This window comes from Thermocatellispora tengchongensis (assembly GCF_014202315.1).
Taxonomy (GTDB): Bacteria; Actinomycetota; Actinomycetes; order Streptosporangiales; family Streptosporangiaceae; genus Thermocatellispora; species Thermocatellispora tengchongensis.
This window is the reverse complement of sequence record NZ_JACHGN010000005.1, coordinates 503,773-528,492: the sequence shown is the minus strand read 5'-3', so window position 1 is coordinate 528,492 and position 24,720 is coordinate 503,773. Positions and strand designations below refer to the sequence as shown.

The following is a 24,720-nucleotide window of genomic DNA, read 5'->3' as shown; positions in this document are numbered from 1 at the left end:
CCCCCAGCAAGAAAGGCCGTCCAATGACCGACAACGCCCTCCACCGCACCCCGATCTCGCGGCGCCGCATGATGGCCGCGGGCTTCTTCGGCGTCCTCGGCTCGCAACTCGTCCTCGTCCCCGGCACGGCGCCGCGCGCCGAGGCGGCCGACGCCCTGACCCTGCCGGGGGAGGGGTACACGATCAGCGCCACCGGCGCGGCCGTCACGCTGCTCGACGCCGCCGGCGTCTCCCGGCTCGTCCTGCGCGGCTACCGGATCGCCGGCCTCGTCACCAACGCGGGCACCTCCGCGCCGGGGACCGCCCCCGACGGGACCCCCGCCATCGTCGTCACCTACGACACGGGCTCGCCGCAGACGACCATCAAGGGCACCTTCACGCCCCGCGGCCGGCGGCTCGAGGTCGTCTTCGACATCACCTCCACCACCATCGCCTCCGGCAGCGGCGGGATGATCCGCAGGCAGGTCGTGCCCGCCTCGGTCGTCGAGACGTACACGGGCATCGCGTCCTGGCTCCGCGACCCCCGCGGCGGCGTGCCGTACCAGAGCCTGGGCACGGCCGTCTACGAGGAGGCGTTCCCGGGCCTGTCCGTCTACATCACCGGCCGCGGCAGCAACGCGTCCTGGCGCGACTCCGGCGCCCTGCACCTCCCGGCCACGCAGACACAGGCCGGGGTGTTCCAGGCCACCGCCAACATCGTGGTGACCGAGCCGCTGCGCCCCCAGATCGTCGGCGCCATCGCCGAGGACACGCCGCTCGCCGTGGATGTGTGGACCGACCGGCCGTTCAACATCTGGACCGGCGCCGACCGGCCGCTGAGCGTGCGCGGCGTCGCGTACAACAAGGGGCCGGAGCGCAGGCTCACGCTGAAGTGGAAGGTCCGCGACTTCGACGGCCGGGTGCTGGAGCGGAAGGTCACCCGCCCCCTCGCCGGCGCCGGCGCCCTGGCGGAGGACTCGCTCTCCTTCACCGCGCCGGGCCGCGGTGTGTACTTCGTGGAGTTCGAGGCGCGGGCCGGCGACGAGAAGGTCTTCGCCCGTACGAACGTCGCCGTGCTGCCGCCGCACGACTTCTCCGGCGCCGAGACGGCCACCACGATCGGCATCGCCGCCGACTACCTGTTCGCGACCAAGGAGGAGCGGGAGCTGCTGCACCGCCTGGGAGTTCGCTGGTCCCGGCACCCGCACTTCACCGCGGCGGAGCTCGCCCAGTACGGCCTGCACCAGAACCGGCTGCGCACCCCGGAGTCGCCGGAAGCCTTCGACGGCGACCCCGCGGGGCTGCGGGCGTACATCGACGCCGAGATCACCACGGCGGAGGAGGCGCAGGCGGTCTACTACGAGCTGGCGAACGAGTGGAACATGCGCGGCGGAATCCTCAAGGGGGCCGGCGGCGCGGAGTACGTGACGAAGTGGGCGGCGTCCTTCGCGCAGCGGATCGCCGAGCGGGGCAGCCCGCTCAAGCTCATGTCGGTGGCGCTGGCCGGCATGGACTACGTCTACGCCGAGCGCATGTTCGCCGCCGGGCTCACCCGGCACGTCAGGGCGTTCGCGCTGCACCCGGGCCGCGGGAACTTCACCCCCGACTACGCCCCCGACCCCTCCGAGTGGACGCAGGGGAGCAACGGCAGCTACTGGAACTTCCTGGGGTCGGTGCGCAAGGCCAAGGAGATGATCGCCGCCCAGCCGGGCGAGCCGCTTGAGTTGTGGCTGACCGAGGCGTACGCCTGCACGAAGCCGAACTCCTGGTGGCACGACACCTACCGGCACGCCGCCGAGAACGTGCTGCTGACCCAGGCGCTGGCGGTGGCCGAGGGGGTGCGTGCCAGCCTCTGGTACCAGTTCTACGACAGCGTCAAGGCCAACCCCCAGGGTGCGAACGAGACCAACCCCGAGTACCACTTCGGGCTGGTGATGCGCGACAAGAGCCCCAAGCCGTCGCTCCTGGCGTTCGCCGCCGCGGCCGAGGCGCTGGACGGCGCGACGTTCGTGCGGTGGGTGCGCTTCCCGGACGAGAACCTGCGCGGCCTGCTGTTCGACACGCCGCGCGGGCCGATGAGCATCCTGTGGTCGCGCGCCGACGGCTACATCCTCAACGCCGGCCACGAGCCCGACGAGACCTTCTACCCGGCGCCCGAGCCGTGGGTGGACCCGTGGCCGACCAAGACGACGGTGCGGCTTCCGGCGACCGGCCAGGCCGTGCGGCAGATCGACTGCATCGGGCGGGAGAAGAGCATCCCGGTCTCCGGCGGCGGGACCGTGCGGGTGACGCTCGACGGCGCCCCGCGCGTCTACTACGGCCTGGACCTGTCCGGGTTCGGCTCCGCCGAGTAACGCACGCGACCGCGACGGCCGGGGAGGCGACGCCTCCCCGGCTTCCGCGCCCGGCGAGGCTATCCGGGAACGGCCGCGCGTGATGGGGTGAACGCATGCGGAACCTGATCCTGTCCGGAGGGCTGTACCACGACTTCCCGGCCACCTCGGCGGCGCTGGCCGAGGTGCTCGCCGAGGTGGGCGTGGAGTCGGAGGTCACCGACGACATCGCGGGGGCGCTGGCCGAGCCGCCCGAGGTGCAGCTCATCACGATCAACGCGCTGCGCTGGCGGATGGACGGCGACCGGTTCGCCGGCGAGCGCGGCCGATGGCGCTTCGAGCTGCCCGGTCCCGCCCGGCGCACCCTGCTGGAGCACCTGGAGCGCGGCGGCGGGCTGCTCGCCATGCACTCGGCGTGCATCTGCTTCGACGACTGGCAGGGCTGGCCCCGGGTGCTCGGCGCCCGGTGGGACTGGAACCGCTCGCACCACCCGCCGCTCGGCTGGACCGGCGTGCGGGTGCTCGGCGGCCACCCGGTGGTGGACGGGCTGCGCGACTTCGACGTGGTGGACGAGGTCTACAGCGACCTGGAGGTGCACCCCGGCGTCACGCCGCTGGCCGAGTCGAACGGGCAGCCGCTGGTGTGGGCGCGCGGCGTACGGCGGGGACGCCTGGTGTACGACGCGCTCGGCCACGACGTGCGGTCCTATGACAGCCCGGTGCACCGCGAGCTGCTGCGGCGGGCGGCCCTGTGGCTGCTCAAGCGGCCCGTCGGGATCAGCGGGTGATCGTGCCGGAGGTCTCGGTGGAGACTTCGGCGGAGGCTTTGGAGGAGGCTTCGGCTGCGACCTCGGCGGAGGCCGACTCCTGGAACATCCGGCGCAGCACGTCGAAGATCTTGCCGTAGAGCACCGTGCCGATCACCATGCGCTCGACCGTCCTGTCGCGGGGCCCGGCGTAGTCGATCTGCCGCACCTCGAACCCGATCACCAGCTCGCGGGCGGCGGCGATGTAGGGGCGCAGCGACTCCGGCGAGGTCGGCATGTCCAGCCGGGCGAGCAGGACGATCGACTGGGCCAGTTCGTCGGGGGTCGGCGCGTCCGGGGCGATGTTCAGGCCGTTCTCGCGGATCAGCGCGTCCACCTGCTCGCGGGCGGCCCGCCAGTCGTCGTCCTCCGGATGCGGCTCGACGTCCGGCGACAGCGCGTGGTGCGCGACCCCGAGCATGGTGTGCACGTCGAGCTCCTCGTCCTCGACGGCGGCGACGACCTTGCGGATCGAGGCCAGCGGCAGGCGTCCGACGTCGGCCAGCGCCCGGATCAGGCGCAGCCGGCGCAGATGCGACTCGTCGTAGACCGCACGGGTGGCCGAGACCTGCGCGCCCTGCGGGAGCAGACCCTCGCGCAGGTAGTACTTGATCGTGGGGATCGGCACCTGGGAGGCGGCGCTGAGTTCGGATATCCGCATAATTGGATAGTACAGCTAGCTAATGGGGGTGGCGGTCAGCGCGGGGCGGATGTCGATGACCCGCATCCCGGCCGCCAGCGCTGCGGCCAGCCCCTCGTCGGTGTCCTCGTACGCCACGCACTCGCCGGGCCGCACCCGCAGCCGCTCGGCCGCCAGCAGGTACACGTCGGGGGCGGGCTTGCCGCGCGGCACGTCGTCCTTGGTGACCACCACGTCGAACAGCGTGTGGATGCGGGCCGCGCGCAGGCTGGCCAGCACCCGCTCCCGAGAGCCGCCCGAGGCCACGCCCAGCGGCACCCGCCCGTGGTCGGCCCGCGCCACGGCCACGACCTGCTCGCGCGGCGGCACCGTGTCGACCAGCCAGTCGTAGGCGTCGAGCGCCGCCGCGTGGGCCTGCTGGCGGTCCAGTTCGCGGCCGATCTCGGCTTCGAGCGCGGCCAGCAGCTCATCGGCCGACAGCCCGGTGCGCGCGTGATACCAGGCGGAGTCGAGCTCGACCCCCTGCGCGGCCAGCGCGTGCCGCCAGGCCCGCTCGTTGGCGGGCGCGCTGTCCACCAGCGTGCCGTCGCAGTCGAAGATCAAGGCGGAGTACGGCGGGACGGGCTGGAGTCGTGGATCGAGCATGGGCGCCTAACGTCGATGCGGACCGTGGACCGGAAGGACCACCCTATGCGGGGGCGACCGCGCGTTCGAACCGAGCAAGCGCTTGCCTAGGTGATCGCCGCGGGTTAGCGTGACGGCAGCCCCGCCCGCCGGCACGGATCGCGCCCCGAGCCGGCGGGCGTGGCACGTACCCGGAGGCGGAGCGGGGCACGTGCGCGGAGGTGGGGAAGGTGGGCCTGCGCGGGAAGGCGGCGGTGGCCGGGATCGGGATGACGGCGCTGTCGCGCCGGTCCGGCCGCGGCGAACTGGCCCTGGCGGTGGAGGCGGCCAGGGCGGCGCTGGACGACGCGGGCATGGCCCCCGGCGAGCTGGACGCGGTGCTCAGCTACCACATGAACGACTCCGCGCCCGCGATCCGGGTGGCCCGCGCGCTGCGCATGGAGACGATCGGCTGGCACAACGACATCAGCGGCGGCGGCACCCAGGCCGCCTCGATCCTCGGCGACGCGGCCATGCTGGTGGCCTGCGGCGTGGCGCGGGCCGTACTGGTCTACCGGGCGCTCAACGGACGCTCGGGCGTGCGCATGAACACCGCGTCCACCGGGCCGCAGGAGCGGTTCACCCGGCCGTACGGGATGGCGGGGCCGATCCCGATGTTCGCCATGGCCGCCACCCGGTACCTCGCCGAGTCGGGGCTGGGCGAGGAGCACCTGCACGCCGTGGTCGCCCAGTCGCGGGACAACGCCGCCGCCAACCCGCGCGCCCTCCGCCGCGACCCGCTGCCGCTCGCCGGCTACCTCGCCGCGCCGTACGTGTGCACGCCGCTGCGCACCGTGGACTGCTGCCAGGAGACCGACGGCGCCTGCGCCCTCATCGTCACCACCCCCGCCCGCGCCCCGTCGGCCCCCCGCCTGCACGCCGTCGTACGCGGCGGCGGCCCCGGCTGCTCGGCCATGGACCGCGCCCCCGACGTCACCGCGATCTTCTCGTCCTACGTCGCCCCCGCCCTGTGGGCCGCCGCCGGCATGGCCCCGGGCGACGTGGACGTGCCGCTGCTCTACGACGCCTACTCCTGGCTGGTGCCGCGCCAGCTCACCGACTTCGGCCTGGTCCACCCCGCCGACCTGCCCGGCCACCTCCTCGCCCGCGCCCACGCCCGGGTCAACCCCCACGGCGGCCTGCTCTCGGAGGGCTACGTCCACGGCCTGAACAACACCGCCCAGGCCGTCCGCGAACTGCGCACCGGACACGCCGAGGTCGCCCTGGTCACCGGCTTCGGCGGCTCCTACGGCAGCGCCGCGCTACTCGTCCGCCCCTGAGGTGACCAGGAGGGGGTGGGCGGGGGTCGCGGCGGGGCCGAGGAGGGTGCGGGCGGCGAGCCAGGCGGCGGCGCCCGCGCCGGAGCCGGCGGTGGCGATGGGGGCGCGCCAGCGGCGGGAGAGCAGGTCGTGCACGGCCTCGCGCACCGGGCCCGGGGTGGTGAGGACGCTGCCGGCGAGCACGATCGGGGTGGTGTCGCCGGGGCGGCGTACGGCGGCGACGGTCTCGGCGAGGAGGGCGGCGGCCTCGGTGACGATCTCGGTCGCCACCGGGTCGCCTTGGGAGGCGGCGGTGCCCACATGCGGGGCGAGGGCGGCCACGGCGGCGGGCGGGGCGGACTGCAGGGATCGGATGACCGCGTTGGCCAGAGAGCGGCCCTCCTCGTGGGGGCCGTGCTCCCGGGGCCCGCGCTCCTGAGGGCCGTGTTCCCGGGGCCCGTGTTCCCGGGGCCCGTGCTTCTGGAGGCCGTGCTTCTGGGGCCCGTGCTTCTGGGGGCCGTGGCCGAGCACGGCGGTCACGATCAGGTGCGTGAGCGGGGTGTCGGGCTCGCCGCCGGCCAGGCGGCGGACCACGGACTCGGCGGCGCGGCGGCCCAGCCAGTAGCCCGACCCCCGGTCGCCGAGCAGCCAGCCGAGCCCGTCGGCGATGGCGACCGCCTCGCGGTCCTCGATCGCCGCGGCGACCGCGCCCGTACCGGAGATCAGCACCGTGCCGGACGGCTCGGGCGTGCCCGCCGCGAACGCCACCGGCACGTCGCCGACCACCTGGAGCCTCGCGCCGGCCACGGGCAGGGCGCGCAGCAGGGCCTCGCGGCCCGCACCGGTCAGGAAGGGCTCGTGGCCCGCCACGCCGAGGACCGCGGCGGCGATCTCGGGCCCGCCCCCGTACGCCTCCAGGGCGCGCGTCACCGCGCCGGCTATCGCGGCGCAGGCGGCCTCGACGCCCCGCGCGCTGGGGTTGCCGCCGGGCCCGCTCGCCCTGGCGGCCCGGAGCCCGTCGGGGGAGGCGACCATCGCGCGGGTGGACGTGCCCCCGGCGTCCACGCCCAGCACCACTTTCACATCGTCCATCCTGGGGCTTGACTACCGAGAGTTGCAAGAATAATTTTCACCCAACCAATAGAGAAGTGAAAGGAATGCTTGTGGCCGCAGGGGTGCTCGGGCGTATCCAGACGGAGCTGCCCGGCCTGCCGGAGGCGATGCGCCGCGTGGGGGAGCTGATCCTGGCCGACCCCGGCGAGGCCGCCCGCTCGACGATCATCGCGCTGGCCGAGCGCAGCGGGACCTCGCCGGCGACGGTCACCCGGTTCTGCCGGATGTTCGGCTTCGCCGGGTACGCGGAGCTGCGCGTGGCCCTGGCCACCGAGACCGGCCGCGCCGCCCAGGCCAACTGGGGCGCGGGCATGGGCCGCGAGATCGGCCCGGCCGACCCGCTCGACGCGGCCATCGAGGCCATGGCCGCCACCGACGCCCGGCTGATCCAGGAGACCGCGGGCCAGCTCGACGCCGAGATCGTGGCCAAGGTCGCCGAGGCGATCGTCTCGGCCGACCGGGTGCTGCTGTTCGGCGTGTCGATCAGCGGCGCGGTCGCCGGGATGCTGGAGGCGCGGCTGCGCCGTATCGGCGTGCGCTGCTGGAGCTACACCGACGCGCACGAGGCGCTGGCCGACGCCGCGCTGCTCGGCGCCGACGACGTCGCGATCGGCATCTCGCACCGGGGCCGCACCCGCGAGGTGCTGGAGGCGCTGGCCGAGGCCGGCGGGCACGGCGCGACCCTGGTCGCGGTCACCTCCTTCGCCCGCTCGCCGCTCGCCGAGCTGGCCGACCTGGTGCTGACCACGGCGGGCCGGGCGCAGGAGACCTTCCGGCCGGGCGGGCTGTCGGCCGTGCACTCCCAGATCTTCGTCCTGGACGCGGTCTACGTCGCGGTCGCGCAGCGGACCTACGAGCGGGCGCGCAAGTCGTACGAGCTGACCATCAACGCCGTCGAGAGCCATCGGGTGGAAAGGGGCTGAACAGATCTTGGACATCGGGGCCGCCGCCTACGTCCAGCGGATCGGGGAGCTTGTGGAGGAGGTCGCGGAGAAACAGGCCGGCAACGTACGGCAGGCCGCGGAGATCCTCGTCAGGGCGCTGCGCGCGGGCGGCGTGATCAACGCCTTCGGCTCCGGCCACTCCGAGGCCATCGCCATGGAGATCGCCGGGCGCGCGGGCGGGCTCGTGCCGACCAACCGGCTCGCGCTGCGTGACGTGGTGCTCTACGGCGGCGAGCCCGCCGGGGTGCTCAGCACCAGTGAGCTGGAGCGCGACCCGTCGATCGCCCAGCGCATCTACGACCTCGCGCCGGTGCGCCCGCAGGACGCGTTCGTGCTGATCTCCAGCTCGGGGGTGAACGGCTCGGTGGTCGAGCTGGCCTCGATCGTCAAGGAGCGGGGGCACGATCTGATCGCCATCACCTCGGTCACGCACAGCACCGAGATGACCTCCCGCCACCCCTCCGGGCGCAAGCTCATGGACCTCGCCGACGTCGTGCTCGACAACGGGGCGCCGTACGGCGACGCCATCCTGCCGCTCCCCGGCGGCGCCGCCTTCGGCGCGGTGTCCACCATCACCTCGGCCCTGCTGGCCCAGATGACGGTCGCCGAGGTCGTGCGCGCGCTGGTCGAGGCGGGTGAGGAGCCGCCGCTGTACCTCTCGGCCAACATGGCCGGGGGCGATGAGCACAACCGCACCCTGGAGAGCCGCTACGCCGGGCGGATCCGCCGGGGCGCCTGATCCATTCGAAGGAGAGACCATGGCGAACACCCCCCTGACCCGGCGCGAGCTGCTGCGGAGCGCTGCGCTCGCGGGCATGCTGCTGCCCGCGGCCGGCGCGCTGTCGGCCTGTGCCACCCCGGCGGGCGACTCCGGCGCCAGCCAGGCGCCGACGGCCGGGGCCACCAGCGCCGCCAACCCCCTCGGCATCCCGCAGGACAAGCCGCTGGAGATCGTGATCTTCGACGGCGGGCTCGGCGAGAAGTACGCCACCGACATCCACGAGCCCCTGTTCAAGAGCAAGCACACCGGGGTGGAGATCAAGCACTCGGCGACCAAGGAGATCGCCAAGACGCTTCAGCCCCGGTTCGCGAGCGGCAACCCGCCGGAGTTCGTCAACAACTCCGGCGCCAACGCCATGGACCTCGGCGCGCTGGCGCAGGACGGCCAGCTCTACGACCTGACCGCGCTGCTGGACGCGCCGAGCTGGGACGACCCGAACGTCAAGGTGCGCGACACGATCCTGCCCTCGGCGATCGAGCTGGGCACGTACGGCGGGACGTTCAACGTGCTGCCGTACTGCAACACCGTCTGGGGGATCTGGTACTCCAAGAAGCTCTTCGACGAGGAGGGCTGGCAGGTGCCCAAGACCTGGGCGGAGTTCACCGGCCTGCTCGACACGATCAAGAAGCAGGGCAGGATGGCGCCGTTCACCTACGCCGGAAAGCACCCCTTCTACATCTACGAGACCATCCTCACCCTCGCCGCCAAGATCGGCGGCGTGGAGGTGCTGAAGAACATCGACAACCTCCAGCCGGGCGCCTGGAACGCCGAGCCGGTGATCACCTCGGCGACCGCCTGGCAGGAGATCGGCGCGAAGTACCTCATGGAGGGCACCACCGGACTGGACCACATCCAGACCCAGCTCGCGCACAACAAGGGCCAGGTGGCCATGCTGCCCAACGGCTCGTGGGTGGAGAACGAGCAGAAGGACACCACCCCCGAGGGCTTCACCTACGCGATGTTCCCGCTGCCCGACTTCACCTCCTCCGACGCGATGCCGTACGGCACCGTGCACTCGCGGCCGGGCGAGGACTACTTCGTGTCGGCCAAGTCGGCCAACCCGCTGGCCGGCGTGGAGTACATGCGCGCCATGCTGTCCAAGGACGCCGCCGGCCGGTTCATGGAGCTGGTCAGCACGCCGACCATCGTCAAGGGCGCGGGCGACGGCCGCAGGCTCACCCCCGGTCTGGAGAGCGTCGCCGCCGCGCTGCAGCAGGCCGGCACGAACACCACCTTCTTCCGGTTCCGCCAGTGGTACCTCCCGATGCACGACGAGGTCGCCGCCGCCACCGGCCAGCTCATGAGCGGCCGGCTGACGCCCAAGCAGTGGGCCGACCGCATCGAGAAGAAGGCCGCGGAGATCAAGGGAGACTCCTCGATCGTGAAGTTCACGAGGACCTGACCCATGAGGTACCACAGGGCGCGGTTCGTGGCCGGGTTCCTCGCGCTGCCCGTGCTGCTGTACGTCGTGTACGTCATCGCCCCCTACGCCCAGGCGTTCTACATCGCGATGACGAACTGGCGCGGCGTCAGCGCGACCCCGCAGTTCATCGGGCTGGAGAACTTCCGGCGGCTGCTGGACGACTCGGTCTTCTGGCGGGCCGTCGCGCACAACGGCGTCCTGCTGGTGCTGATGCCGGTGCTGACCATCGGCATCGCGCTGTTCTTCGCGTTCCTGCTCAACGTGGGCGGCACGTCCGGGGTGGCCGGGATCAGGGGGGCGAGGTTCTACCGGGTGGTGTTCTTCTTCCCCCAGGTCCTCGCCGTGGCGATCGTGGCGGTGCTGTTCCAGCAGGTCTTCCAGCCGCGCGGCAACGGGATGCTGAACTCGGTGGTGACCGCGCTCGGCCTGGAACCCATCGGCTTCCTGTCCAATCCGGACATCGCGCTGTGGTCGGTGCTGGGCGTGCTGGTGTGGCAGGCGGTCGGCTTCTACGTCGTGCTGTTCTCCGCCGGCATGGCCTCGATCCCGCGCGACATGTTCGAGGCCGCCTCGATCGACGGCGCGGGGCGGGTGCAACTGTTCTTCCGGGTGACGCTGCCGCTGCTGTGGGACACGATCCAGGTCGGCTGGGTCTACCTCGGCATCGCGGCGCTGGACGTGTTCGCGGTGGTGTGGGTGATGACGGCCGAGCACGGCGGCCCCGACTCCTCCACCACCGTGATGGCCGCGGAGATCTACCGCAACGCCTTCCAGTACTTCCGCTTCGGCTACGCCTCCGCGATGGGGGTCGTGCTGTTCTTCTTCACCGTCGGCTTCGCCGTCGTCGCCCTGCGGCTGTCGCGGCGCGAGCGAGTCGAGTTCTAGGGGGGCTCATGGCGACGGAGACCTTGCCGGTGTCGCGCTCGCGGCTGCGCGCCGTGCGCCGGGCGCGCCTCGGCCCGCTGTCGGCGCTGTCGCACCTGGCACTGCTCGTGTGGACCGTGCTGGTCGTGGTGCCGATCATCTGGACGTTCCTGGCCTCGGTGAAGAGCGAGGACGAGATCTTCGGCGGCGCCTGGTCGCTGCCCGCCACCCTGCGCTGGGACAACTACGCGCGGGCCTGGGACCAGGCCAACATCGGCCAGTACATGCTCAACAGCGTGATCGTGGTGGGCTTCGGGGTGCTCGGCACGATGCTGCTCGGCTCGATGGCGGCGTACGTGCTCTCGCGCTACACCTTCCGCGGCGGGCGCGCGCTGTACCTGCTGTTCGTCTCGGGGCTGGCCTTCCCGGTCTACCTGGCGCTCACGCCGCTGTTCTTCGTGGTGCAGAACATGGGCACGCTGCCGGTGATCGGCCCGTTCATCGGGCTCAACACGTACGCCGGGCTGGTGCTGGTCTACATCGCGTACTCGCTGCCGTTCACCGTGTTCTTCCTGGCCGCGTTCTTCCGCACGCTGCCCCAGGCGGTCGCGGAGGCGGCGTTCGTGGACGGCGCCTCGCACACCCGGGTGTTCTTCCAGATCATGCTGCCGATGGCCAGGCCGGGCATGGTGAGCATCACCGTGTTCAACATCCTGGGGCAGTGGAACCAGTACCAGATCCCGCTGGTGCTGCTCGCCGGCGACAAGGACAAGTGGGTGATCACCCAGGGCATCGCCGAGATCTCCACCGCCGCGGGCTACAACTCCGACTGGGCGGCGCTGTTCGCCGCGCTCAGCATGGCGATCCTGCCCATGCTGGTCGTCTACACGGTCTTCCAGCGGCAGATCCAGGCCGGCCTGACCGCCGGCGCGCTCAAGTGAGGCTCCTGAGCCAACTTGGCCTCACGTGAGGCTCAGGTGAGCGCGCCCGCGACGTTCTTCAGCGCCTCGCGCCGGCTCAGCCCGGCGATGCCGTGGTGCTCGACGTAGCGCACGACCTCGCGCGGGTCGACCTTGGCGTACTCGCGCAGCGCCCAGCCGATCGCCTTGCGGGCGAAGAAGTCGGTGTCGGACAGGCTGTTCTCGATGCAGGCGTACAGCAGGCCGAGGTCGGTGCGGTCGCGGAACTTGTTCTGGCACAGGATCGAGGTGCGCCGCTTCCACAGGTCGGCGTCGCGTGACCACTCCAGCATCAGCGGGCGCATGGTGTCGGGGAACGTCAGCAGCAGGTGGCCGATGCGGTGGATGGCCAGCTCGTCCACGTAGTCCCACCACGCGCCGCTGACGATCATCTCTTCGTACATGGGCAGCGTGTAGAGCGTCTGCCACGACTTGTAGTAGCGGAAGCCGGACAGCTCGATCGCGGCGTAGCGCTCCTCGCGGTACTCGGCCTCGCGCCAGATGGACAGCACCGTACGCCGCCACTCGGGCGCGGTGGCGATGCGGTGCTCGGCGAAGACGCGTTTCAGCGCGGCCCGGCGCGGGGTCGCCTGCACCCCGAGGAACGGCAGGTCGGACTTCATGTAGGCGCGCATCGCCTCGGCCTTGTCCGGCTCGGCGGCGGCCTTCAGCGCGTCGCGTACGGCGTCGTGCAGGGGGGTCATGACCTCTGCCAGGCTCCTTTAGCCCGTCTGCTGCTGGCTGGTGCGCTCGCCGGTGGCGAGCCCGTCGAACAGTACGGTGATGTAGTGCTCGGCCAGGGCGGTGGTGTTGAGCCGCCCGCCGGGCCGGAACCAGCGCACCGCCACCCAGATGGTGTCGCGGATCATGCGGTAGGTCAGCTTGGGATCGACGTCGGGGCGGAACTGGCCGGCGGCCTGGCCGCGCTTGATCTGCTCCACCCACATGCGCTCGACCTCGTCCTCGGCCTTGACCAGGTAGTCGAAGCGGTTGCCGGGCAGCGAGCGCAGGTAGCTCCAGTCGTTCTGCATCACCGTGATGGCGGCGCGGTGGGGCTCCAGGGTGCTGAACCCGATGCGCACCATCTCGGACAGCACGGTACGCGGGTCGCCGTCGGAGTCGAGCGCCGCGCGGTAGCGGCCGATGAGGTCGTCCAGGAAGCTGGACAGCACCTCATCGACGATCGTCTCCTTGGAGTCGAAGTGGTGGTAGAGACTTCCGGATAGGATTCCCGCCTCGTTGGCTATCTCGCGGACGGTCGTCGCCTGGAAGCCCTTGCGCGCGAAGATCTCGGCGGCGAGCTTGACGAGGTGGTCCCGGCGCTCCGACGCCGCGCCCGAGGCGGACGCCCGTTTCGCGCCCTGGCGCCTGGGCGAGGTCGCCGCCGCGCCGCCGGGGTTCTTACGCGTGTTCACCTTCCTATTATGGCCCTTGCGCAATCGCTTGTTCACGGTACGCCCGCAACCCCTGTGGCCAGCGGTATCAATCCCCCACAAGCCCCTTCATCTCCTACGAAACGAGCACATCTCACATATTCCTGCGTCACGATCGGGGCATGGCGAAACTCGGCTATCCGTTCACGCTGGGCGTCGCGTCGGGGGAGCCGCTGCCCGACGGCGTCATCCTCTGGACGCGGCTGGCGCCCGAGCCGCTGCATCTCGACCCCCGGCGTCCGGGCGGCATGCCCAAGCGGCAGGTCGCCGTGCGCTGGCAGGTGGCCGAGGACCAGGGCCTGACCCGGGTGGTCAAGGAGGGCACCGCGTACGCCGAGCACGCCTGGGCGCACAGCGTGCACGTGAAGGTCGAGGGCCTGCGGCCCGCCACGGAGTACTTCTACCGCTTCTCCGTCGCCGACCCGCTGTTCGAGCCGGCCACCAGCCCCGTCGGACGCACCAAGACCGCGCCCGCGCCCGATTCACAGGCGCCGGTCAGGTTCGCGGTGGCGAGCTGCCAGAGGTACGAGCACGGGCACTTCACCGCGTACCGGCACCTCGCCGTGGAGCGGCCCGACGTGGTGTTCCACCTGGGCGACTACATCTACGAGGCCGGCCGGCCCGCGACCACGCCGCAGCCCGGCAGGTACGTGCGCCCGCTCGAACCGCCCGCCCGCGAGTGCACGACGCTGCACGACTACCGCAACCGGTACGCCCGCTACCGTACCGACCCCGACCTGCGCGCCGCGCACGCCGCCGCGCCCTGGATCGTCACCTGGGACGACCACGAGGTGGAGGACAACTACCGCGGCACCCGGCCCGCCGACGGCTCGGACCAGGCGGCCTTCCTGCGCCGGCGCACGGCGGCGTACCGGGCGTACTACGAGCACCAGCCGCTGCGGGTGCGGCCGGTCGGCGACGGGCTGCGGATGTATCGCTGGCGCGCCTACGGCACGGTCGCCGACTTCCTGGTGCTGGACGCCCGCCAGTACCGGGACGGCGCCGACATGCTCGGCCCGGAGCAGGAGGCATGGCTGCTCGGCAAGCTGCGCGCGCCCCGCGCCCGGTGGAAGGTGCTGGTGCAGCCGGTCTTCTTCGCCCAGCGGGCCTTCCCCGGCCCCGGCGGGCCGTCGTTCAGCCGCGACGCCTGGGACGCCTACCGCGACCAGCGCTCCCGGATCATGGCCGCCGCCGGGCGGGACCTGGTCGTGCTCAGCGGCGACGTGCACAACAACTGGGCCTGCGAGCTGTCCACCGCCTTCGGCGACCCGGCCGCGCGGCCCGTGGGCGTGGAGTTCGTGAGCACCGCGATCACCAGCCTGCCGCCGTCCACCGACAACCACGCCATCCTGGCCGCCAACCCGCACATCCGCTACTTCGAGGGCCACCGCGGCTACCTCACCGGGACCGCCACGCCCACGGCGTTCGAGGTCGCCTACCGGGTGGTGGACTTCGTGGACCGGCCGGGCGCCCCGGTGAGCACCGCCGCGGTGTTCGGCGTCGAGGACGGCCGCCTGGTGCGCGTGGACACCATGCCCTGAGGCCCGCGACGCGCGAACGGTGAACCGCGCCGATCTGTCGGTGGCGGCTGGTTGAATCGGCCCATGGAGTTCTCGGGCGCCGACCTCGCGTACACCTCACCGGTCGAGGGGGCCGACGACGACGGCCCGCACGTCTTCCGCGCCTGCGACCTGACCGGGGCCGACTTCAACGGGGCCGAGCTCGCCGGGGCCGTGTTCGAGGGGTGCGTGCTCGACCACGCCGACTTCCGCGGGGCCGACCTCGACGCGGCGCGGTTCAGCGGCGGGGGCGGGAGCGGCATCCGGTTCGGCGACGGCGAACTGATCGACGCGCGGTTCACCGACGTCGATCTGTCCGCGGCCGACTTCGCCAACGCCCTGCTCACCGACGTCTCCTTCACCGGGTGCCGGCTCATCGGCGCCAAGCTGACCGGGTGCCGCGGCCACGGCTACCGCATCGCCCGCAGCAACCTCATGCTGGCCGACCTCACCGGCTGCTCGCTGCGCGGCCAGGTGATCGAGGGCGTCCGCCTCGACGAGGCCAACCTGTCGGGGTGCGACTTCAGCAAGACCGTCTTCAGCGGCTCCCGGCTGGGCGGCGCCCGCATGATCGACACCACGTTCACCGGCGCCGACCTGCGCGGCGCCGACCTCGGCGAGCCCGACGACACGCAACTGCGCGCCCTCGCCGGAGCCGTGATCAGCCCGGCCCAGGCCGCCGGCATCCTCGCCGCACGCGGCCTCACCGTGCTGTGACCGCCATCCTGCGGTGCCGATGACCCTGATGAACGCCGTCCCGTAAACCGCCGATCCCGCACGTCATCGCGACACCGGTGACCGTGCTCGATCCGGCGCGCCAACCTTTGGTCACACAACGCTAGCAATCGGCGACAGTGCGTTATACCATCGCTCTGGCTTTGACCGACAGGTCAACACCCGGGTCAAGGGGGCGCCTCGGCTGGTTGGGCCCAGAGCCAGGGGTTTCCGTCCGTGGGTGCGCAGCCGTTCTTCCGAGCGAAGGAGCTGAAGTGATCAAGAAGCTGTGCGTTGCCGGTGCCGTGCTCGCCGCCGCTGCCGGAGCCGTGCTCGTCACGTCCCCCGCGCACGCTGATGACTGGAGGAACTGGAGCAACAACACCGACTCCGCGCAGTCCGGCAACCTCTTCGGGCAGGTCTCCTCCCGGAACGCCGGCACGGGCCAGTCGACCAACGTCAACAACCTCAACGGCGTGGCCGGCACCGCCTCCAACGGCAGTGTCACCGTGACCTACGTCTTCGACTGACAGCGACGTCACGGGCCGGCCCCAGGCATACGCCGGGGCCGGCCCTTGGCCGTGGTCCGCGTGTGCTCGTGGGCTGGGCGTTCCATGCCTGTGGGCCGAACCGGCCGACCGGGACGCATCCGGCCCACGCTTCCAGGCAGGCGACCGCGCCGTGACCGTGCGGAAACTCGCCGAGCCGGAAGCTCGCCCCACCGACACCGGCACCGCCGAGTTCTGCCGGCATGGTCACACGGACGGCATGGTCGCACGGAGGGCATGACCACGCGCAGAGCGTGAGCACAGGCACGGCAGGAGCCCGCAGGCACGGCAGGGGACCCACAGGCACGGCAGGGGCCGGTGACGACCCTCCCGGCGCACGTGCCCCGGCGGACGACCGGTGGTCGCCCGCCGAGATGAGAGGGTGCTATTCGGCCGGGGCGAGGGGTGCGGCCTCCTTGCGGGACAAGCGGGCGCGGACCCAGCCGATGACCGACGGCCCGCCCGCGAAGCACCACAGCGCGATCACCGGGTCGCAGATGGCGCAGCCGAAGGACGAGTGCTCGGCGAAGGGCAGGATCGGGGCGCCCTTGAGGTGGTGGATGACGTCCCACACGGTGTGCAGCAGCCAGCCGATGCCGATCCACGCATAGCTCGTCAGCCCGCGATAGGCGACGTAGGTCATGACGATCGGCAGCACGAACTCCGCGTAGCCGAGCGCGCCGCCGCTGAGGTAGGCGGCGCCCGCGCCCGCGACGATCACGGCGTTGACGGCGCGCCGGTGCGGCTCGGGGATCAGGGAGATGAGGGTGACGGCGATCAGGCCGATCAGGATCGGCATGAGGATGGACATGGGACGCGACGTTCCGTTCTGCCAAACGCGGAGGGGAAGGGGACAGGTGGCCGCCGGAGGCGGGGCCAGCCTAGGACGGCCGTCCACCGTCGCCCCAGAGGCTGAATCGACACTTTCCCTCGGATTCCCGCCACGCGCCGTGTCCTGCTGCGGCAGCAGCACCCCCCGTTGACCTACTGTTTCGCGGGTGGCGGTTTCCCGCCTCTTCGCGTGGTCTTGCCCTGTGCGCGGCCGTGCCCGGCCGGTCGTGGTGCGCGGTCACGCTTCGCCTGCGGTCAGGTGCTGCCCGCCGGAGTGCTCGCCAGCGCCAGGCGTACGGCCTCGGCCGGGTCGGTCGCCGTGACCGGGCCCGGCACCGGCTCGCCCGCCGCGTCCACCACCCGCCAGCCGCCCAGCGTGATCACCGGGACTCCGCCGCGCCGGGCCAGGGCCAGTTCCGACAGGGTGCCCCACGAGCCGCCGATCACGATCACCGCGTCCGCCGCGCGCACGATCAGGGCGTTGCGCGCCTCGCCGAGCCCGGTCGGGATCACCACCGACAGCTCCTGGCAGGCGCCCTCGCGGTCGCGGCCCGACAGCAGGCCCACCGCCACCCCGCCCGCCGCGCGGGCCCCGGCCGCCGCGGCGGCCATCACCCCGCCGTAGCCCCCGCACAGCACCACCGCGCCCCGGCGGGCCAGCAGCCGCCCCACCTCGCGCGCCTGCGCGGCCTCGTGCTCGTCGCACGCGTTGGGCCCGCACACCGCCACCTGTGACCAGGCCACGATCGCCACCTCCCGCCCCCCAGTGAACCGCACCGCGCGGGGAGCCGGAACGGGCTCAGCGGGCCGTGATGCCGCCGTCCACCGGGATCACCGTCCCGGTGAGGTACGCCCCCGCGCGCGAGGCCAGGAAGATCGCGGCGCCCGCCATGTCGTCCGGCCGCCCGACCCGGCCCAGAGGCACGCTGGACGCGACGGCCTTGCGGGTCTCCGGGTCGTCCAGCGCGAACGCCATCATCTTGGAGTCGAACGGGCCGGGCGCGATGGCGTTCACCGTGATCGAGTCGCCGGCGAGCCGCTGCGCGAGGTGCCGGGTCAGCATGTGCACCGCGGCCTTGGTGGCGGAGTAGGCGTAGGTCTCCATGCCCGGCACCCGCAGCCCGTCGATCGAGCCGATGTTGATCACGCGGGCCGGGTCGTCGGCGGTCGCGGCGGCGCGCAGCAACGGCAGGAAGCGGGTGGTCAGGAAGAACACGCCCTTGACGTTGATCCCCCAGAGCTTGTCGAAGGCGTGCTCGGGGAACTCCTCAAGCGGCGCCCCCCACGTGGCGCCCGCGTTGTTGACCAGCACGTCCACCTTGGTCTCGGTGGCCGAGACCGCCTCGAACAGCCTCTCGGCGCCCTCAGGGGTGGACAGGTCGGCGGGCACCGCCACGCAGCCCAGCTCCGCCGCGGTCTTCTCGACCTCCGCGGCCTTGCGCGAGGAGATGTACACCGTGGCGCCCGCCTGCACGAAGCCGGTCGCGATCATCTTGCCGATACCCCGGGAGCCGCCCGTGACGACGACGGTCTTCCCCTCCACCGAGAACAGGTTCATAGGCCCTGATGATGCCGCACGGCACTCCCGCCGTCCATACCGACTGGTCGGTCCCTCGCGTTCAGCGCGGGGACCGGGGCAGGCCGAGGGCGCGTTCGGCGATGATCGTGCGCTGGATCTCGCTCGACCCGGCGTAGATGGTGTCGGCCCGGCTGAACAGGAACAGCCGCTGCAACGGGTTCAGCTCGTACGGCGGCCCGTCCGCGACCAGCCCCGCCCGGCCCTGCACCTCCTGCGCCAGCTCGCCCAGCCTGCGGTGCCACTCGGACCAGTACAGCTTGCCGATCGACGCCTCCGGCCCCGGCTCGCCCGCCGACAGCGAGGTCATGGTGCGCAGCGCGTTCTGCCGCATGATCTCCAGCTCCAGCCAGGCGCGGATCAGCCGGTCGCGCAGCACCGGGTCCTCGGCCGCCCCGGTACGCCGCGCGGTGGCGACCACCGCCGCCAGCTCGCGCCGGAACCCGATCTGCTGTCCCAGCGTGGACGCGCCCCGCTCGTAGCCCAGCGTCGCCATCGCGATCCGCCACCCGTCGCCGGGCCGGCCCACGATGTTGCCCGCCGCGGTGCGGACGCCGTCGAAGAACACCTCGTTGAACTCGCTGGTGCCGGTGAGCTGCACGATCGGGCGCACCTCCACGCCGGGGGCGTCCATCGGGACCAGCAGGTAGGACAGGCCGTGGTGGCGCCGCGAGCCCGGCTCGGTGCGCGCGAGCACGAAGCACCACTGCGCGAGGTGCGCCAGCGACGTCCACACCTTCTGTCCGGTGATCACCCACTCGCCGCCGTCGAGCACCGCCCGCGTGCGCACGCCGGCCAGGTCCGAGCCCGCCTCCGGCTCGGAGTACCCCTGGCACCACAGCTCCTCGCCCGCCCTGATCGGGGGCAGGAAGCGGCGTTTCTGCTCCTCGGTGCCGTGCTCGATGATGGTCGGCCCGATCAGCCCCTCGCCGATGTGCCCGACCCGCGCGGGCGCCTCGGCGCGGGCGTACTCCTCGTGGAAGACCACCTGCTCGGCCAGGCTCGCATCGCGCCCGCCGTGCTCCTTCGGCCACCCCAGGCAGGTCCAGCCCGCCGCGCCCAGGTGCCGCTCCCAGGCCACGCGCAGCTCGTGCCCCTCGTGCTCGCGGCCCGGCCCGCCCAGCCCGCGCGCCGCCGCGAACGGCCCCTCCAGCGCGGCCCCCAGCCACGCCCGCACCTCCTGCCGGAAGGCGTCCAGGGCGCCGGGATCGGGCCGGCCGCCGGGATCGGGCAGGGCACCGGCCTTGGGCTGGGCGCCCGGCCCCGGTGTCACGGCGCGAAGCGGCCGTAGCCGCCGCGGAAGAACACCAGCGGGCCCCCGTCGGCGTGCGCGTCCAGGCCGTGCACCCGCGCCACGACGATGACGTGGTCGCCCGCGACGTGCTCGGCCTCGATCGCGCAGTCGATCCAGGCCAGGGCGCCGTCGATCACCGGGTTGCCGCCGGGGGAGTCGTGCCAGGCCAGCCCGGCGAACTTGTCGCCCCCCTTGGCCGCGAGCTGGTCGCACACGCGCTGCTGCCGCTCGCCCAGCACGTTCACGCAGTGCGTCGCCGCGGCGCGTACGCGGGGCCAGCTCGTGCTGGTGTGCGCCACGCAGAACGCCACCAGCGGCGGGTCCAGCGACACCGACGTGAAGCTGTTGGCGGCCAGCCCGCACGGCTCACCCGTGTCCGGGTCCACCGCCGTGATGGCCACCACGCCGGTCGCGAACCGCCCCAGCACATTGCGGAAGTGCCTGCTGTCCACCTCCGCCCCGTTGCGCACGCCACCCTGCTCGCGGCGGCCGTTCTCATGGGCGGGGAGCGGGGGACCACTGGGCATGGCGGCTCCGTTGCGAAGATCGGCGGTCGGAACGGGCGAAGCCGGCACCACCCCACGCCCCGGACCGCACCCGGCGGCACCGCCCCTGGGCATGGCGGCAGCGCCTCTGGACAGAGTGGTATCGCCCGTGGGCATGGCGGTAGCCCCTCGGGACATGGCAGTACCACCCGCGGGCATTGCGGCAGCGCCGGTGGCCGTAACGGCGTCGGAAGTGGGTCTGGTGGCGGCGGTGGTGGCCGTGCCGGTGCCGGAAGTGGGTCTGGTGGCGGCGGTGGTGGCCGTGCCGGTGCCGGAAGTGGGTCTGGTGGCGGCGGCCGTCGCCATACCGGCGCCCGAAGTGGGCCTGGCGATCCGGGCCGTGGTCCCGGGCCGGGTCGTGGTCCCGGGCCCGTATGTGGTGCCGGGCCCGGGTGTGGGGGTGGGCACAGGTGCGGGTCTGGCCGCGGGGATGGGTCTGGCCGCGGGAGTGGGTCTGGCCGCGGGGATCGTCATGGTCGCGCTCGCCTCCTCGGGGGTGGGGGCCGGTCGCCATCCGCAAGGGTTCCCGGCGGCGGTGCGGGCCACTCGCCGAGTATCTTACCAAGCGCTTGCTTGGATGGTGTGGTGACGCCGAACCAGGTGCGGGCCGGTTGACGATTTGGCCAAGCGCTTGGTTCCATTCGAATGTGAGTGGGATTCGGGACCGGGTGGCGGTGGCGGGGGTCGGCTACACCGCGTTCTCCAAGGATTCGGGGGTGAGCACGCTCACGCTGGCCTGCGAGGCCGTGCTCGCCGCGCTGGCGGACGCCGGGCTCTCGCCGGACGACGTGGACGGCGTCGCCACGCACCGGGTCGGCGACTCGGCCGCGCCCTCGGTGGTCGGGCCGGCGCTCGGGCTGCCGCCGCCCTCGTGGTACCTCGACCAGTTCGGGGGCGGCAGCGTCTCGCACGCCGTGGTCGGGCAGGCGGCGCTCGCGGTGGCGGCGGGGATCGCGCGGACCGTGGTGTGCTACCGGGCGATCAACGCGCGCTCGGAGTTCCGGATGGGCGGCACGGGGCGGGCGCTGCCGGTCGGTCCCGAGGTGCAGTACCAGGCGCCGTACGGGTACGTCGCCCCGCCGCAGCAGTTCGCCATGTACGCGCGCGCCCACATGGCCAAATATGGCACTAAATCGGAGCATTTCGGGCGGCTGGCGGTGATCCAGCGCGCCAACGCCGCCCGCAACCCGCGCGCCCTCATGCGTACGCCGATCACCCTGGACGACTACCTCGCCTCCCGGTGGATCGCCGAGCCGTTCCGGCTGCTGGACTGCTGCCTGGAGACCGACGGGGCCTGCGCCCTGGTGCTCACCTCCGCCGAGCGGGCCGCCGGCCTGCGCCACCGGCCCGTGCTGATCTCGGCCGCGGCCTGGGGCGGCGGCGAGTCGTTCCTGTCCGGCCCCGCCCCGCGCGACGTCACCGTCGCGGCCTGGGGCGGCGGCGAGTCGTTCCTGTCCGGCCCCGCCCCGCGCGACGTCACCGTCTCAAGCGCGGCCGAGCTGGCGCCCCGCCTGTACCGCGCGGCCGGCGTCGGCCCCGGTGACATCGACGTCGCGCAGCTCTACGACTGCTTCACCTACTCGGTGATCGTCCAGCTTGAGGACTACGGCTTCTGCGCCAAGGGCGAGGGCGGCCCGTTCGTGGAGTCGGGCGCGACCGCCCTCGGCGGGACGATCCCAGTCAACACCCACGGCGGCTTCCTGTCGGAGGGGTACGTGCACGGGATCAACCACATCGCCGAGGCCGTCTCGCAGCTCCGCGGCGACGCGGAGGAGCGGCAGGTGCCGGGGGCGGAGGTGGCCCTGTCCACCGCGCAGCCCGGATACGTCCTCCCCGCCACCTCGGCGCTGATCCTCAGGGCGGCGTGACCGTGTGGGGGCCGCGGCCGGTCGCCGACCGGGACTCACTGGAGTGGTGGCGGCGGGTGCGCGGGCACGAGCTGCCGGTGCAGAGGTGCTCCGGCTGCGGCACGCTGCGCTTCCCCGCGCGTGCGTACTGCCCGTCGTGCCGGGGCGCGCGCTGGGAGTGGCACGCCACCGACGGGCGGGGCCGGGTGCTGAGCTGGATCGTCGCGCGCCGGCGGTTCGCCGCCGAGCCCGAGCCGCCGTACACGGTGGTCATGGTGTGCCTGGAGCAGGCCCCGGCCTGCGTCCTGTACGGGGCGTGGCGTGCGGGCCGTGAGCCGGTGCCGGACGAGCCCGTACGGGTGCGGTTCGAGGACGTGCCCGGCGAGGATCTCACCCTGCTCGCCTGGCACCCCGCCCGCTGAGCGGGAACGGGAGTGTGCCCTGGCGGGCGTGGGGGACCCGCCAGGACACCTCCCTCCCGAGCGCGAACGGCGCCAGGACCCCGGCGAGGGATGGGGTCCTAGACCGTTTCATCGCGCCCGGAGCCGGTGGGGGAGCGATCCTCCTCGAAGGACTCGAAGGGATCGGCGTGCTCCGGTCGTCGGTACTGGCGCGCGATGAGATCCGCCGCGCCGACCGGGTCGTCGGCCGGATGGGTGACCTCCCGGCCGTCTTCGGTCCACACGAACATCCCGTCTTTGCACCACACGGTCAGGTCGGTGAGCACCGACAACACGGACATGCCGCTCGCGTTGCTCTGGTAGGTGTGGGTGAACCCCTGGCGATGCAACGCGTAACGCAGTAGACGCGTCGCCTCGCGGGGATCGTGCCAGGGCAGGTTCGGCACATCCGCGCGCACCGACAGCACCGGCCCATCACCCCCTCGCCGACCTTTCGATGGATTTGTACCAACGTTTGGATGATGCGGGCAACCAGGGGGCGAGGTCAAGGGCTGAGTTTCACACTAGAACCAGATCGTCTAGATTCGTTGGCACAAAAGGGGTGATTGTGGCGCGGTCTACGCTGTACCAACAGGTGGCCCGGGAGTTGCGCCGGGCCATCTACTCCGGTGACCTTGGTCCGGGGGATCAGCTACCGACCGAGGCCGACCTGATGCAGACCCACGGCGTCAGCCGCAACACCGTACGCCTGGCGCTCGGCGAGCTGGTCAACGAGGGGCTGGTCAGCCGCACCCCCAGGCGCGGCACCATCGTCCGCGACCGCAGGCCGCTGCTGATGTACCCGCAGCGCGAGCTGGCCCCCCAGCCCGCCCACTCGCCCAGGGAGGCGTTCGGCTACGCCGTCTCGCAGGAGGGCCGCAAGCCGAGTCAGGTGATCGAGGTCGCCATCGTGGAGCCGCCGGAGAACATCGCGACCCGCCTGGAACTGTCCGACGGCGACCTGACCGTGGTACGCCGCCGCCTGCGCTTCGTGGACGGCCAGCCGTACAACACCAACGACTCCTACTTCCCGCACGCCATCGTCGCCGACTCCGAGATCGTCAACCCCGCCGACATCGTGCGCGGCGCGAACCTGGTCCTGGAGGAACTCGGCCACCCCCAGGTCCGGGTGGTGGACGACATCTCCGCCCGCATGCCCACCCCCGAGGAGAGCCGACGCCTGGAGTTAGAGCCCGGCACCCCGGTCATGGAGTACGTCCGGGTGGGCTACGACGACGCCGACGTACCGGTACGGGTGGCCGTCTCGGTCCTGCCGGCCGACAAGCACCTCATCCGCTACGAACTCGAACGCCACTGACCGCCCCACCCCTCGCCCCCAGAGGGCGGAGGGTGGGCGGTCAATGAGGCGCGTGGCAGTTCATCCCCAGCCTCAGGGTGGGCGGTCGGTGGGGCGCGTGGCGTGGTGGCGGCTCACCCCTCGTCCCAGAGGGGTGGGCGGTCGGTGAGGCGCGCGGCGTGGTGGCCACCCATCCCTCACCTCAGGGGGTGCGGGACCGGTGGGGCCTGCGGCATGGTGGCGGGCGGCGCAAGGGTGCCGTACCCGGTGCTCGCCGTTCCCGGTGCTCGGCCGGGTGCCCCGCGCCCGCGCCGCCCGCCGTCGGCGGCTCGGTCCCGCGGCTCCCGGCCGAGGTACGGCAGGCCCTCAGGGCGGGCCGCAGCGCGCGGGTGGTGCGGTTGAGCGGATCGCGGGCCGGTGCACGCAGCCGGCCTCCATGACCAGGCCAGGTCGAGCCCGGTCGGCTCGTAGGTGCGCCTCACGAAGTGGGCGAAGGCGGGCAGCGGGCAGGCGCCCACGGCCACCGAGGCGGCGGCGAGCGCCCACTCCCACGCGCCCGGCCGTCATGGCAGGCCGGGCGGCAGACGAGGAAGGCCAGGGCGGGCACCGCGGCCCGGAACCTCACCCGGTACCTGCGACACCGGCATCGGGTGCCGGCGGTGGAGGGTTCGCGTCGCGGCATGACGGGCAGGGGCGTGTGTTCTCCGCCGCTGTGATGGGCCGCAGGGGACCGGCTGGGCCTGGCGGCCGTCGGCGGTCGCGGGTGGGCTTCGGCGGGACCGGCGGGGCCTCGCGGTCACCGGCCGTTCTGATGGGCGCGGGCCGAGCCGGGCGGGGTCTTCGGGTGCGGTCGTCGCGTTGCGGGACGCTGC

The 24,720-nt window shown here is 72.7% G+C and carries 26 protein-coding genes; 15 read left to right on the top strand and 11 right to left on the bottom strand.

Annotated elements, in window-relative coordinates; all coding sequences use genetic code 11:
• Window positions 1-23: 23 nt before the first annotated feature.
• Window positions 24-2,333, top strand: a complete 2,310-nt coding sequence (locus tag HNP84_RS14540; protein WP_185050187.1) for a hypothetical protein — start codon at window positions 24-26, stop codon at window positions 2,331-2,333.
• Window positions 2,334-2,428: 95 nt separating this feature from the next.
• Window positions 2,429-3,100, top strand: coding sequence for a ThuA domain-containing protein (locus HNP84_RS14535; protein WP_185050186.1), 672 nt, complete (start codon window positions 2,429-2,431; stop codon window positions 3,098-3,100).
• Here the strand turns inward: HNP84_RS14535 and HNP84_RS14530 are convergent.
• Entirely contained in the window at window positions 3,090-3,779 is a 690-nt protein-coding gene (locus tag HNP84_RS14530) for a MerR family transcriptional regulator (RefSeq protein ID WP_185050185.1), read from the bottom strand. The genes HNP84_RS14535 and HNP84_RS14530 overlap by 11 nt on opposite strands.
• A 15-nt stretch (window positions 3,780-3,794) precedes the next feature.
• Window positions 3,795-4,403 (bottom strand): HAD family hydrolase, encoded by a 609-nt coding sequence (locus HNP84_RS14525; RefSeq protein ID WP_185050184.1) that lies wholly within the window; start codon window positions 4,401-4,403, stop codon window positions 3,795-3,797.
• Window positions 4,404-4,603: 200 nt separating this feature from the next.
• Between HNP84_RS14525 and HNP84_RS14520 the strand changes: the two genes are divergently transcribed.
• Window positions 4,604-5,701 carry a thiolase C-terminal domain-containing protein gene (locus tag HNP84_RS14520; RefSeq protein WP_312924781.1) on the top strand — a complete coding sequence of 366 codons (1,098 nt, stop codon included), beginning with the start codon at window positions 4,604-4,606 and terminating at the stop codon, window positions 5,699-5,701.
• Here the strand turns inward: HNP84_RS14520 and HNP84_RS14515 are convergent.
• The gene (locus tag HNP84_RS14515) at window positions 5,684-6,772 is read right to left on the bottom strand and encodes an N-acetylglucosamine kinase (protein ID WP_185050183.1); all 1,089 of its coding nucleotides are present in this window, start codon (window positions 6,770-6,772) and stop codon (window positions 5,684-5,686) included. The two genes, HNP84_RS14520 and HNP84_RS14515, sit on opposite strands and share 18 nt — an antisense overlap.
• Before the next feature lie 65 nt (window positions 6,773-6,837).
• Here HNP84_RS14515 and HNP84_RS14510 point away from each other — a divergent pair, with 65 nt between their 5' ends.
• The 5 genes from HNP84_RS14510 to HNP84_RS14490 are packed head-to-tail and all read left to right on the top strand — an operon-like array spanning window position 6,838 to window position 11,746.
• Window positions 6,838-7,716 carry a MurR/RpiR family transcriptional regulator gene (locus HNP84_RS14510; RefSeq protein ID WP_185050182.1) on the top strand — a complete coding sequence of 293 codons (879 nt, stop codon included), beginning with the start codon at window positions 6,838-6,840 and terminating at the stop codon, window positions 7,714-7,716.
• A gap of 7 nt (window positions 7,717-7,723) precedes the next feature.
• Window positions 7,724-8,476, top strand: coding sequence for a sugar isomerase domain-containing protein (locus HNP84_RS14505; RefSeq protein ID WP_185050181.1), 753 nt, complete (start codon window positions 7,724-7,726; stop codon window positions 8,474-8,476).
• A gap of 19 nt (window positions 8,477-8,495) precedes the next feature.
• Window positions 8,496-9,920 carry an N-acetylglucosamine/diacetylchitobiose ABC transporter substrate-binding protein gene (gene ngcE / locus HNP84_RS14500; protein WP_185050180.1) on the top strand — a complete coding sequence of 475 codons (1,425 nt, stop codon included), beginning with the start codon at window positions 8,496-8,498 and terminating at the stop codon, window positions 9,918-9,920.
• A 3-nt stretch (window positions 9,921-9,923) separates the two neighbouring features.
• Complete coding sequence (locus HNP84_RS14495; protein ID WP_185050179.1) at window positions 9,924-10,826, top strand: carbohydrate ABC transporter permease; 903 nt, start codon at window positions 9,924-9,926, stop codon at window positions 10,824-10,826.
• Window positions 10,827-10,834: 8 nt separating this feature from the next.
• Complete coding sequence (locus HNP84_RS14490) at window positions 10,835-11,746, top strand: carbohydrate ABC transporter permease (RefSeq protein WP_185050178.1); 912 nt, start codon at window positions 10,835-10,837, stop codon at window positions 11,744-11,746.
• A gap of 32 nt (window positions 11,747-11,778) precedes the next feature.
• Here the strand turns inward: HNP84_RS14490 and HNP84_RS14485 are convergent, their stop codons facing one another.
• The gene (locus tag HNP84_RS14485; RefSeq protein WP_185050177.1) at window positions 11,779-12,468 is read right to left on the bottom strand and encodes a DNA alkylation repair protein; all 690 of its coding nucleotides are present in this window, start codon (window positions 12,466-12,468) and stop codon (window positions 11,779-11,781) included.
• An 18-nt stretch (window positions 12,469-12,486) separates the two neighbouring features.
• Complete coding sequence (locus HNP84_RS14480; RefSeq protein WP_185050176.1) at window positions 12,487-13,179, bottom strand: TetR/AcrR family transcriptional regulator; 693 nt, start codon at window positions 13,177-13,179, stop codon at window positions 12,487-12,489.
• A gap of 140 nt (window positions 13,180-13,319) precedes the next feature.
• On the opposite strand from HNP84_RS14480, the gene HNP84_RS14475 reads away from it, so the two are divergent.
• The 3 genes from HNP84_RS14475 (at window position 13,320) to HNP84_RS14465 (ending at window position 16,000) form a co-directional block, all read left to right on the top strand.
• Entirely contained in the window at window positions 13,320-14,738 is a 1,419-nt protein-coding gene (locus tag HNP84_RS14475; RefSeq protein ID WP_185050175.1) for an alkaline phosphatase D family protein, read from the top strand.
• Window positions 14,739-14,801: 63 nt separating this feature from the next.
• The gene (locus tag HNP84_RS14470; protein ID WP_185050174.1) at window positions 14,802-15,473 is read left to right on the top strand and encodes a pentapeptide repeat-containing protein; all 672 of its coding nucleotides are present in this window, start codon (window positions 14,802-14,804) and stop codon (window positions 15,471-15,473) included.
• A gap of 272 nt (window positions 15,474-15,745) precedes the next feature.
• Window positions 15,746-16,000: a hypothetical protein gene (locus HNP84_RS14465; protein WP_185050173.1), complete on the top strand. Its 255-nt coding sequence runs from the start codon at window positions 15,746-15,748 to the stop codon at window positions 15,998-16,000.
• 403 nt (window positions 16,001-16,403) lie between these two features.
• Here HNP84_RS14465 and HNP84_RS14460 read toward each other — a convergent pair whose 3' ends face one another.
• The 5 genes from HNP84_RS14460 to HNP84_RS14440 form a co-directional block, all read right to left on the bottom strand.
• Entirely contained in the window at window positions 16,404-16,829 is a 426-nt protein-coding gene (locus tag HNP84_RS14460; protein WP_185050172.1) for a DUF6010 family protein, read from the bottom strand.
• A 275-nt stretch (window positions 16,830-17,104) separates the two neighbouring features.
• Window positions 17,105-17,593 carry an SLOG cluster 4 domain-containing protein gene (locus HNP84_RS14455; protein WP_312924775.1) on the bottom strand — a complete coding sequence of 163 codons (489 nt, stop codon included), beginning with the start codon at window positions 17,591-17,593 and terminating at the stop codon, window positions 17,105-17,107.
• Window positions 17,594-17,648: 55 nt separating this feature from the next.
• On the bottom strand, window positions 17,649-18,407 hold the full coding sequence (locus HNP84_RS14450) for an SDR family oxidoreductase (RefSeq protein WP_185050171.1): 759 nt from the start codon (window positions 18,405-18,407) through the stop codon (window positions 17,649-17,651).
• A gap of 61 nt (window positions 18,408-18,468) precedes the next feature.
• Window positions 18,469-19,659: an acyl-CoA dehydrogenase family protein gene (locus HNP84_RS14445; protein WP_376771882.1), complete on the bottom strand. Its 1,191-nt coding sequence runs from the start codon at window positions 19,657-19,659 to the stop codon at window positions 18,469-18,471.
• Window positions 19,660-19,694: 35 nt separating this feature from the next.
• Entirely contained in the window at window positions 19,695-20,246 is a 552-nt protein-coding gene (locus HNP84_RS14440; RefSeq protein ID WP_185050170.1) for a flavin reductase family protein, read from the bottom strand.
• A 154-nt stretch (window positions 20,247-20,400) separates the two neighbouring features.
• Between HNP84_RS14440 and HNP84_RS14435 the strand changes: the two genes are divergently transcribed.
• Genes HNP84_RS14435 through HNP84_RS14425 form a run of 3 tightly spaced genes read left to right on the top strand, consistent with a single transcriptional unit; the run spans window position 20,401 to window position 22,533 of the window.
• Window positions 20,401-20,853, top strand: a complete 453-nt coding sequence (locus tag HNP84_RS14435) for a hypothetical protein (protein ID WP_221336236.1) — start codon at window positions 20,401-20,403, stop codon at window positions 20,851-20,853.
• 58 nt (window positions 20,854-20,911) lie between these two features.
• Window positions 20,912-22,132: a thiolase C-terminal domain-containing protein gene (locus tag HNP84_RS14430; RefSeq protein WP_185050168.1), complete on the top strand. Its 1,221-nt coding sequence runs from the start codon at window positions 20,912-20,914 to the stop codon at window positions 22,130-22,132.
• The gene (locus HNP84_RS14425; RefSeq protein WP_185050167.1) at window positions 22,129-22,533 is read left to right on the top strand and encodes a Zn-ribbon domain-containing OB-fold protein; all 405 of its coding nucleotides are present in this window, start codon (window positions 22,129-22,131) and stop codon (window positions 22,531-22,533) included. Before HNP84_RS14430 ends, HNP84_RS14425 begins: the two co-directional genes overlap by 4 nt.
• A 98-nt stretch (window positions 22,534-22,631) precedes the next feature.
• On the opposite strand, the gene HNP84_RS14420 is transcribed toward HNP84_RS14425, so the two are convergent.
• Window positions 22,632-22,979, bottom strand: coding sequence for a hypothetical protein (locus tag HNP84_RS14420; protein WP_185050166.1), 348 nt, complete (start codon window positions 22,977-22,979; stop codon window positions 22,632-22,634).
• Window positions 22,980-23,119: 140 nt separating this feature from the next.
• On the opposite strand from HNP84_RS14420, the gene HNP84_RS14415 reads away from it, so the two are divergent.
• A complete protein-coding gene (locus tag HNP84_RS14415) occupies window positions 23,120-23,869 on the top strand; it encodes a GntR family transcriptional regulator (RefSeq protein ID WP_185050165.1) in 750 nt (249 codons plus the stop codon).
• Window positions 23,870-24,720 lie beyond the last annotated feature (851 nt).

Coding starts and splice junctions, on each gene's coding strand:
- HNP84_RS14490 (WP_185050178.1), top strand. CDS start 10,835: ATGGCGACGGAGACCTTGCCGGTGTCGCGCTCGCGGCTGCGCGCCGTG.
- HNP84_RS14440 (WP_185050170.1), bottom strand. CDS start 20,246: ATGCCCAGTGGTCCCCCGCTCCCCGCCCATGAGAACGGCCGCCGCGAG.
- HNP84_RS14525 (WP_185050184.1), bottom strand. CDS start 4,403: ATGCTCGATCCACGACTCCAGCCCGTCCCGCCGTACTCCGCCTTGATC.
- HNP84_RS14470 (WP_185050174.1), top strand. CDS start 14,802: ATGGAGTTCTCGGGCGCCGACCTCGCGTACACCTCACCGGTCGAGGGG.
- HNP84_RS14460 (WP_185050172.1), bottom strand. CDS start 16,829: ATGTCCATCCTCATGCCGATCCTGATCGGCCTGATCGCCGTCACCCTC.
- HNP84_RS14515 (WP_185050183.1), bottom strand. CDS start 6,772: ATGGACGATGTGAAAGTGGTGCTGGGCGTGGACGCCGGGGGCACGTCC.
- HNP84_RS14540 (WP_185050187.1), top strand. CDS start 24: ATGACCGACAACGCCCTCCACCGCACCCCGATCTCGCGGCGCCGCATG.
- HNP84_RS14485 (WP_185050177.1), bottom strand. CDS start 12,468: ATGACCCCCCTGCACGACGCCGTACGCGACGCGCTGAAGGCCGCCGCC.
- HNP84_RS14530 (WP_185050185.1), bottom strand. CDS start 3,779: ATGCGGATATCCGAACTCAGCGCCGCCTCCCAGGTGCCGATCCCCACG.
- HNP84_RS14495 (WP_185050179.1), top strand. CDS start 9,924: ATGAGGTACCACAGGGCGCGGTTCGTGGCCGGGTTCCTCGCGCTGCCC.
- ngcE (WP_185050180.1), top strand. CDS start 8,496: ATGGCGAACACCCCCCTGACCCGGCGCGAGCTGCTGCGGAGCGCTGCG.
- HNP84_RS14450 (WP_185050171.1), bottom strand. CDS start 18,407: ATGAACCTGTTCTCGGTGGAGGGGAAGACCGTCGTCGTCACGGGCGGC.
- HNP84_RS14435 (WP_221336236.1), top strand. CDS start 20,401: ATGGCAGTACCACCCGCGGGCATTGCGGCAGCGCCGGTGGCCGTAACG.
- HNP84_RS14510 (WP_185050182.1), top strand. CDS start 6,838: ATGCTTGTGGCCGCAGGGGTGCTCGGGCGTATCCAGACGGAGCTGCCC.
- HNP84_RS14475 (WP_185050175.1), top strand. CDS start 13,320: ATGGCGAAACTCGGCTATCCGTTCACGCTGGGCGTCGCGTCGGGGGAG.
- HNP84_RS14535 (WP_185050186.1), top strand. CDS start 2,429: ATGCGGAACCTGATCCTGTCCGGAGGGCTGTACCACGACTTCCCGGCC.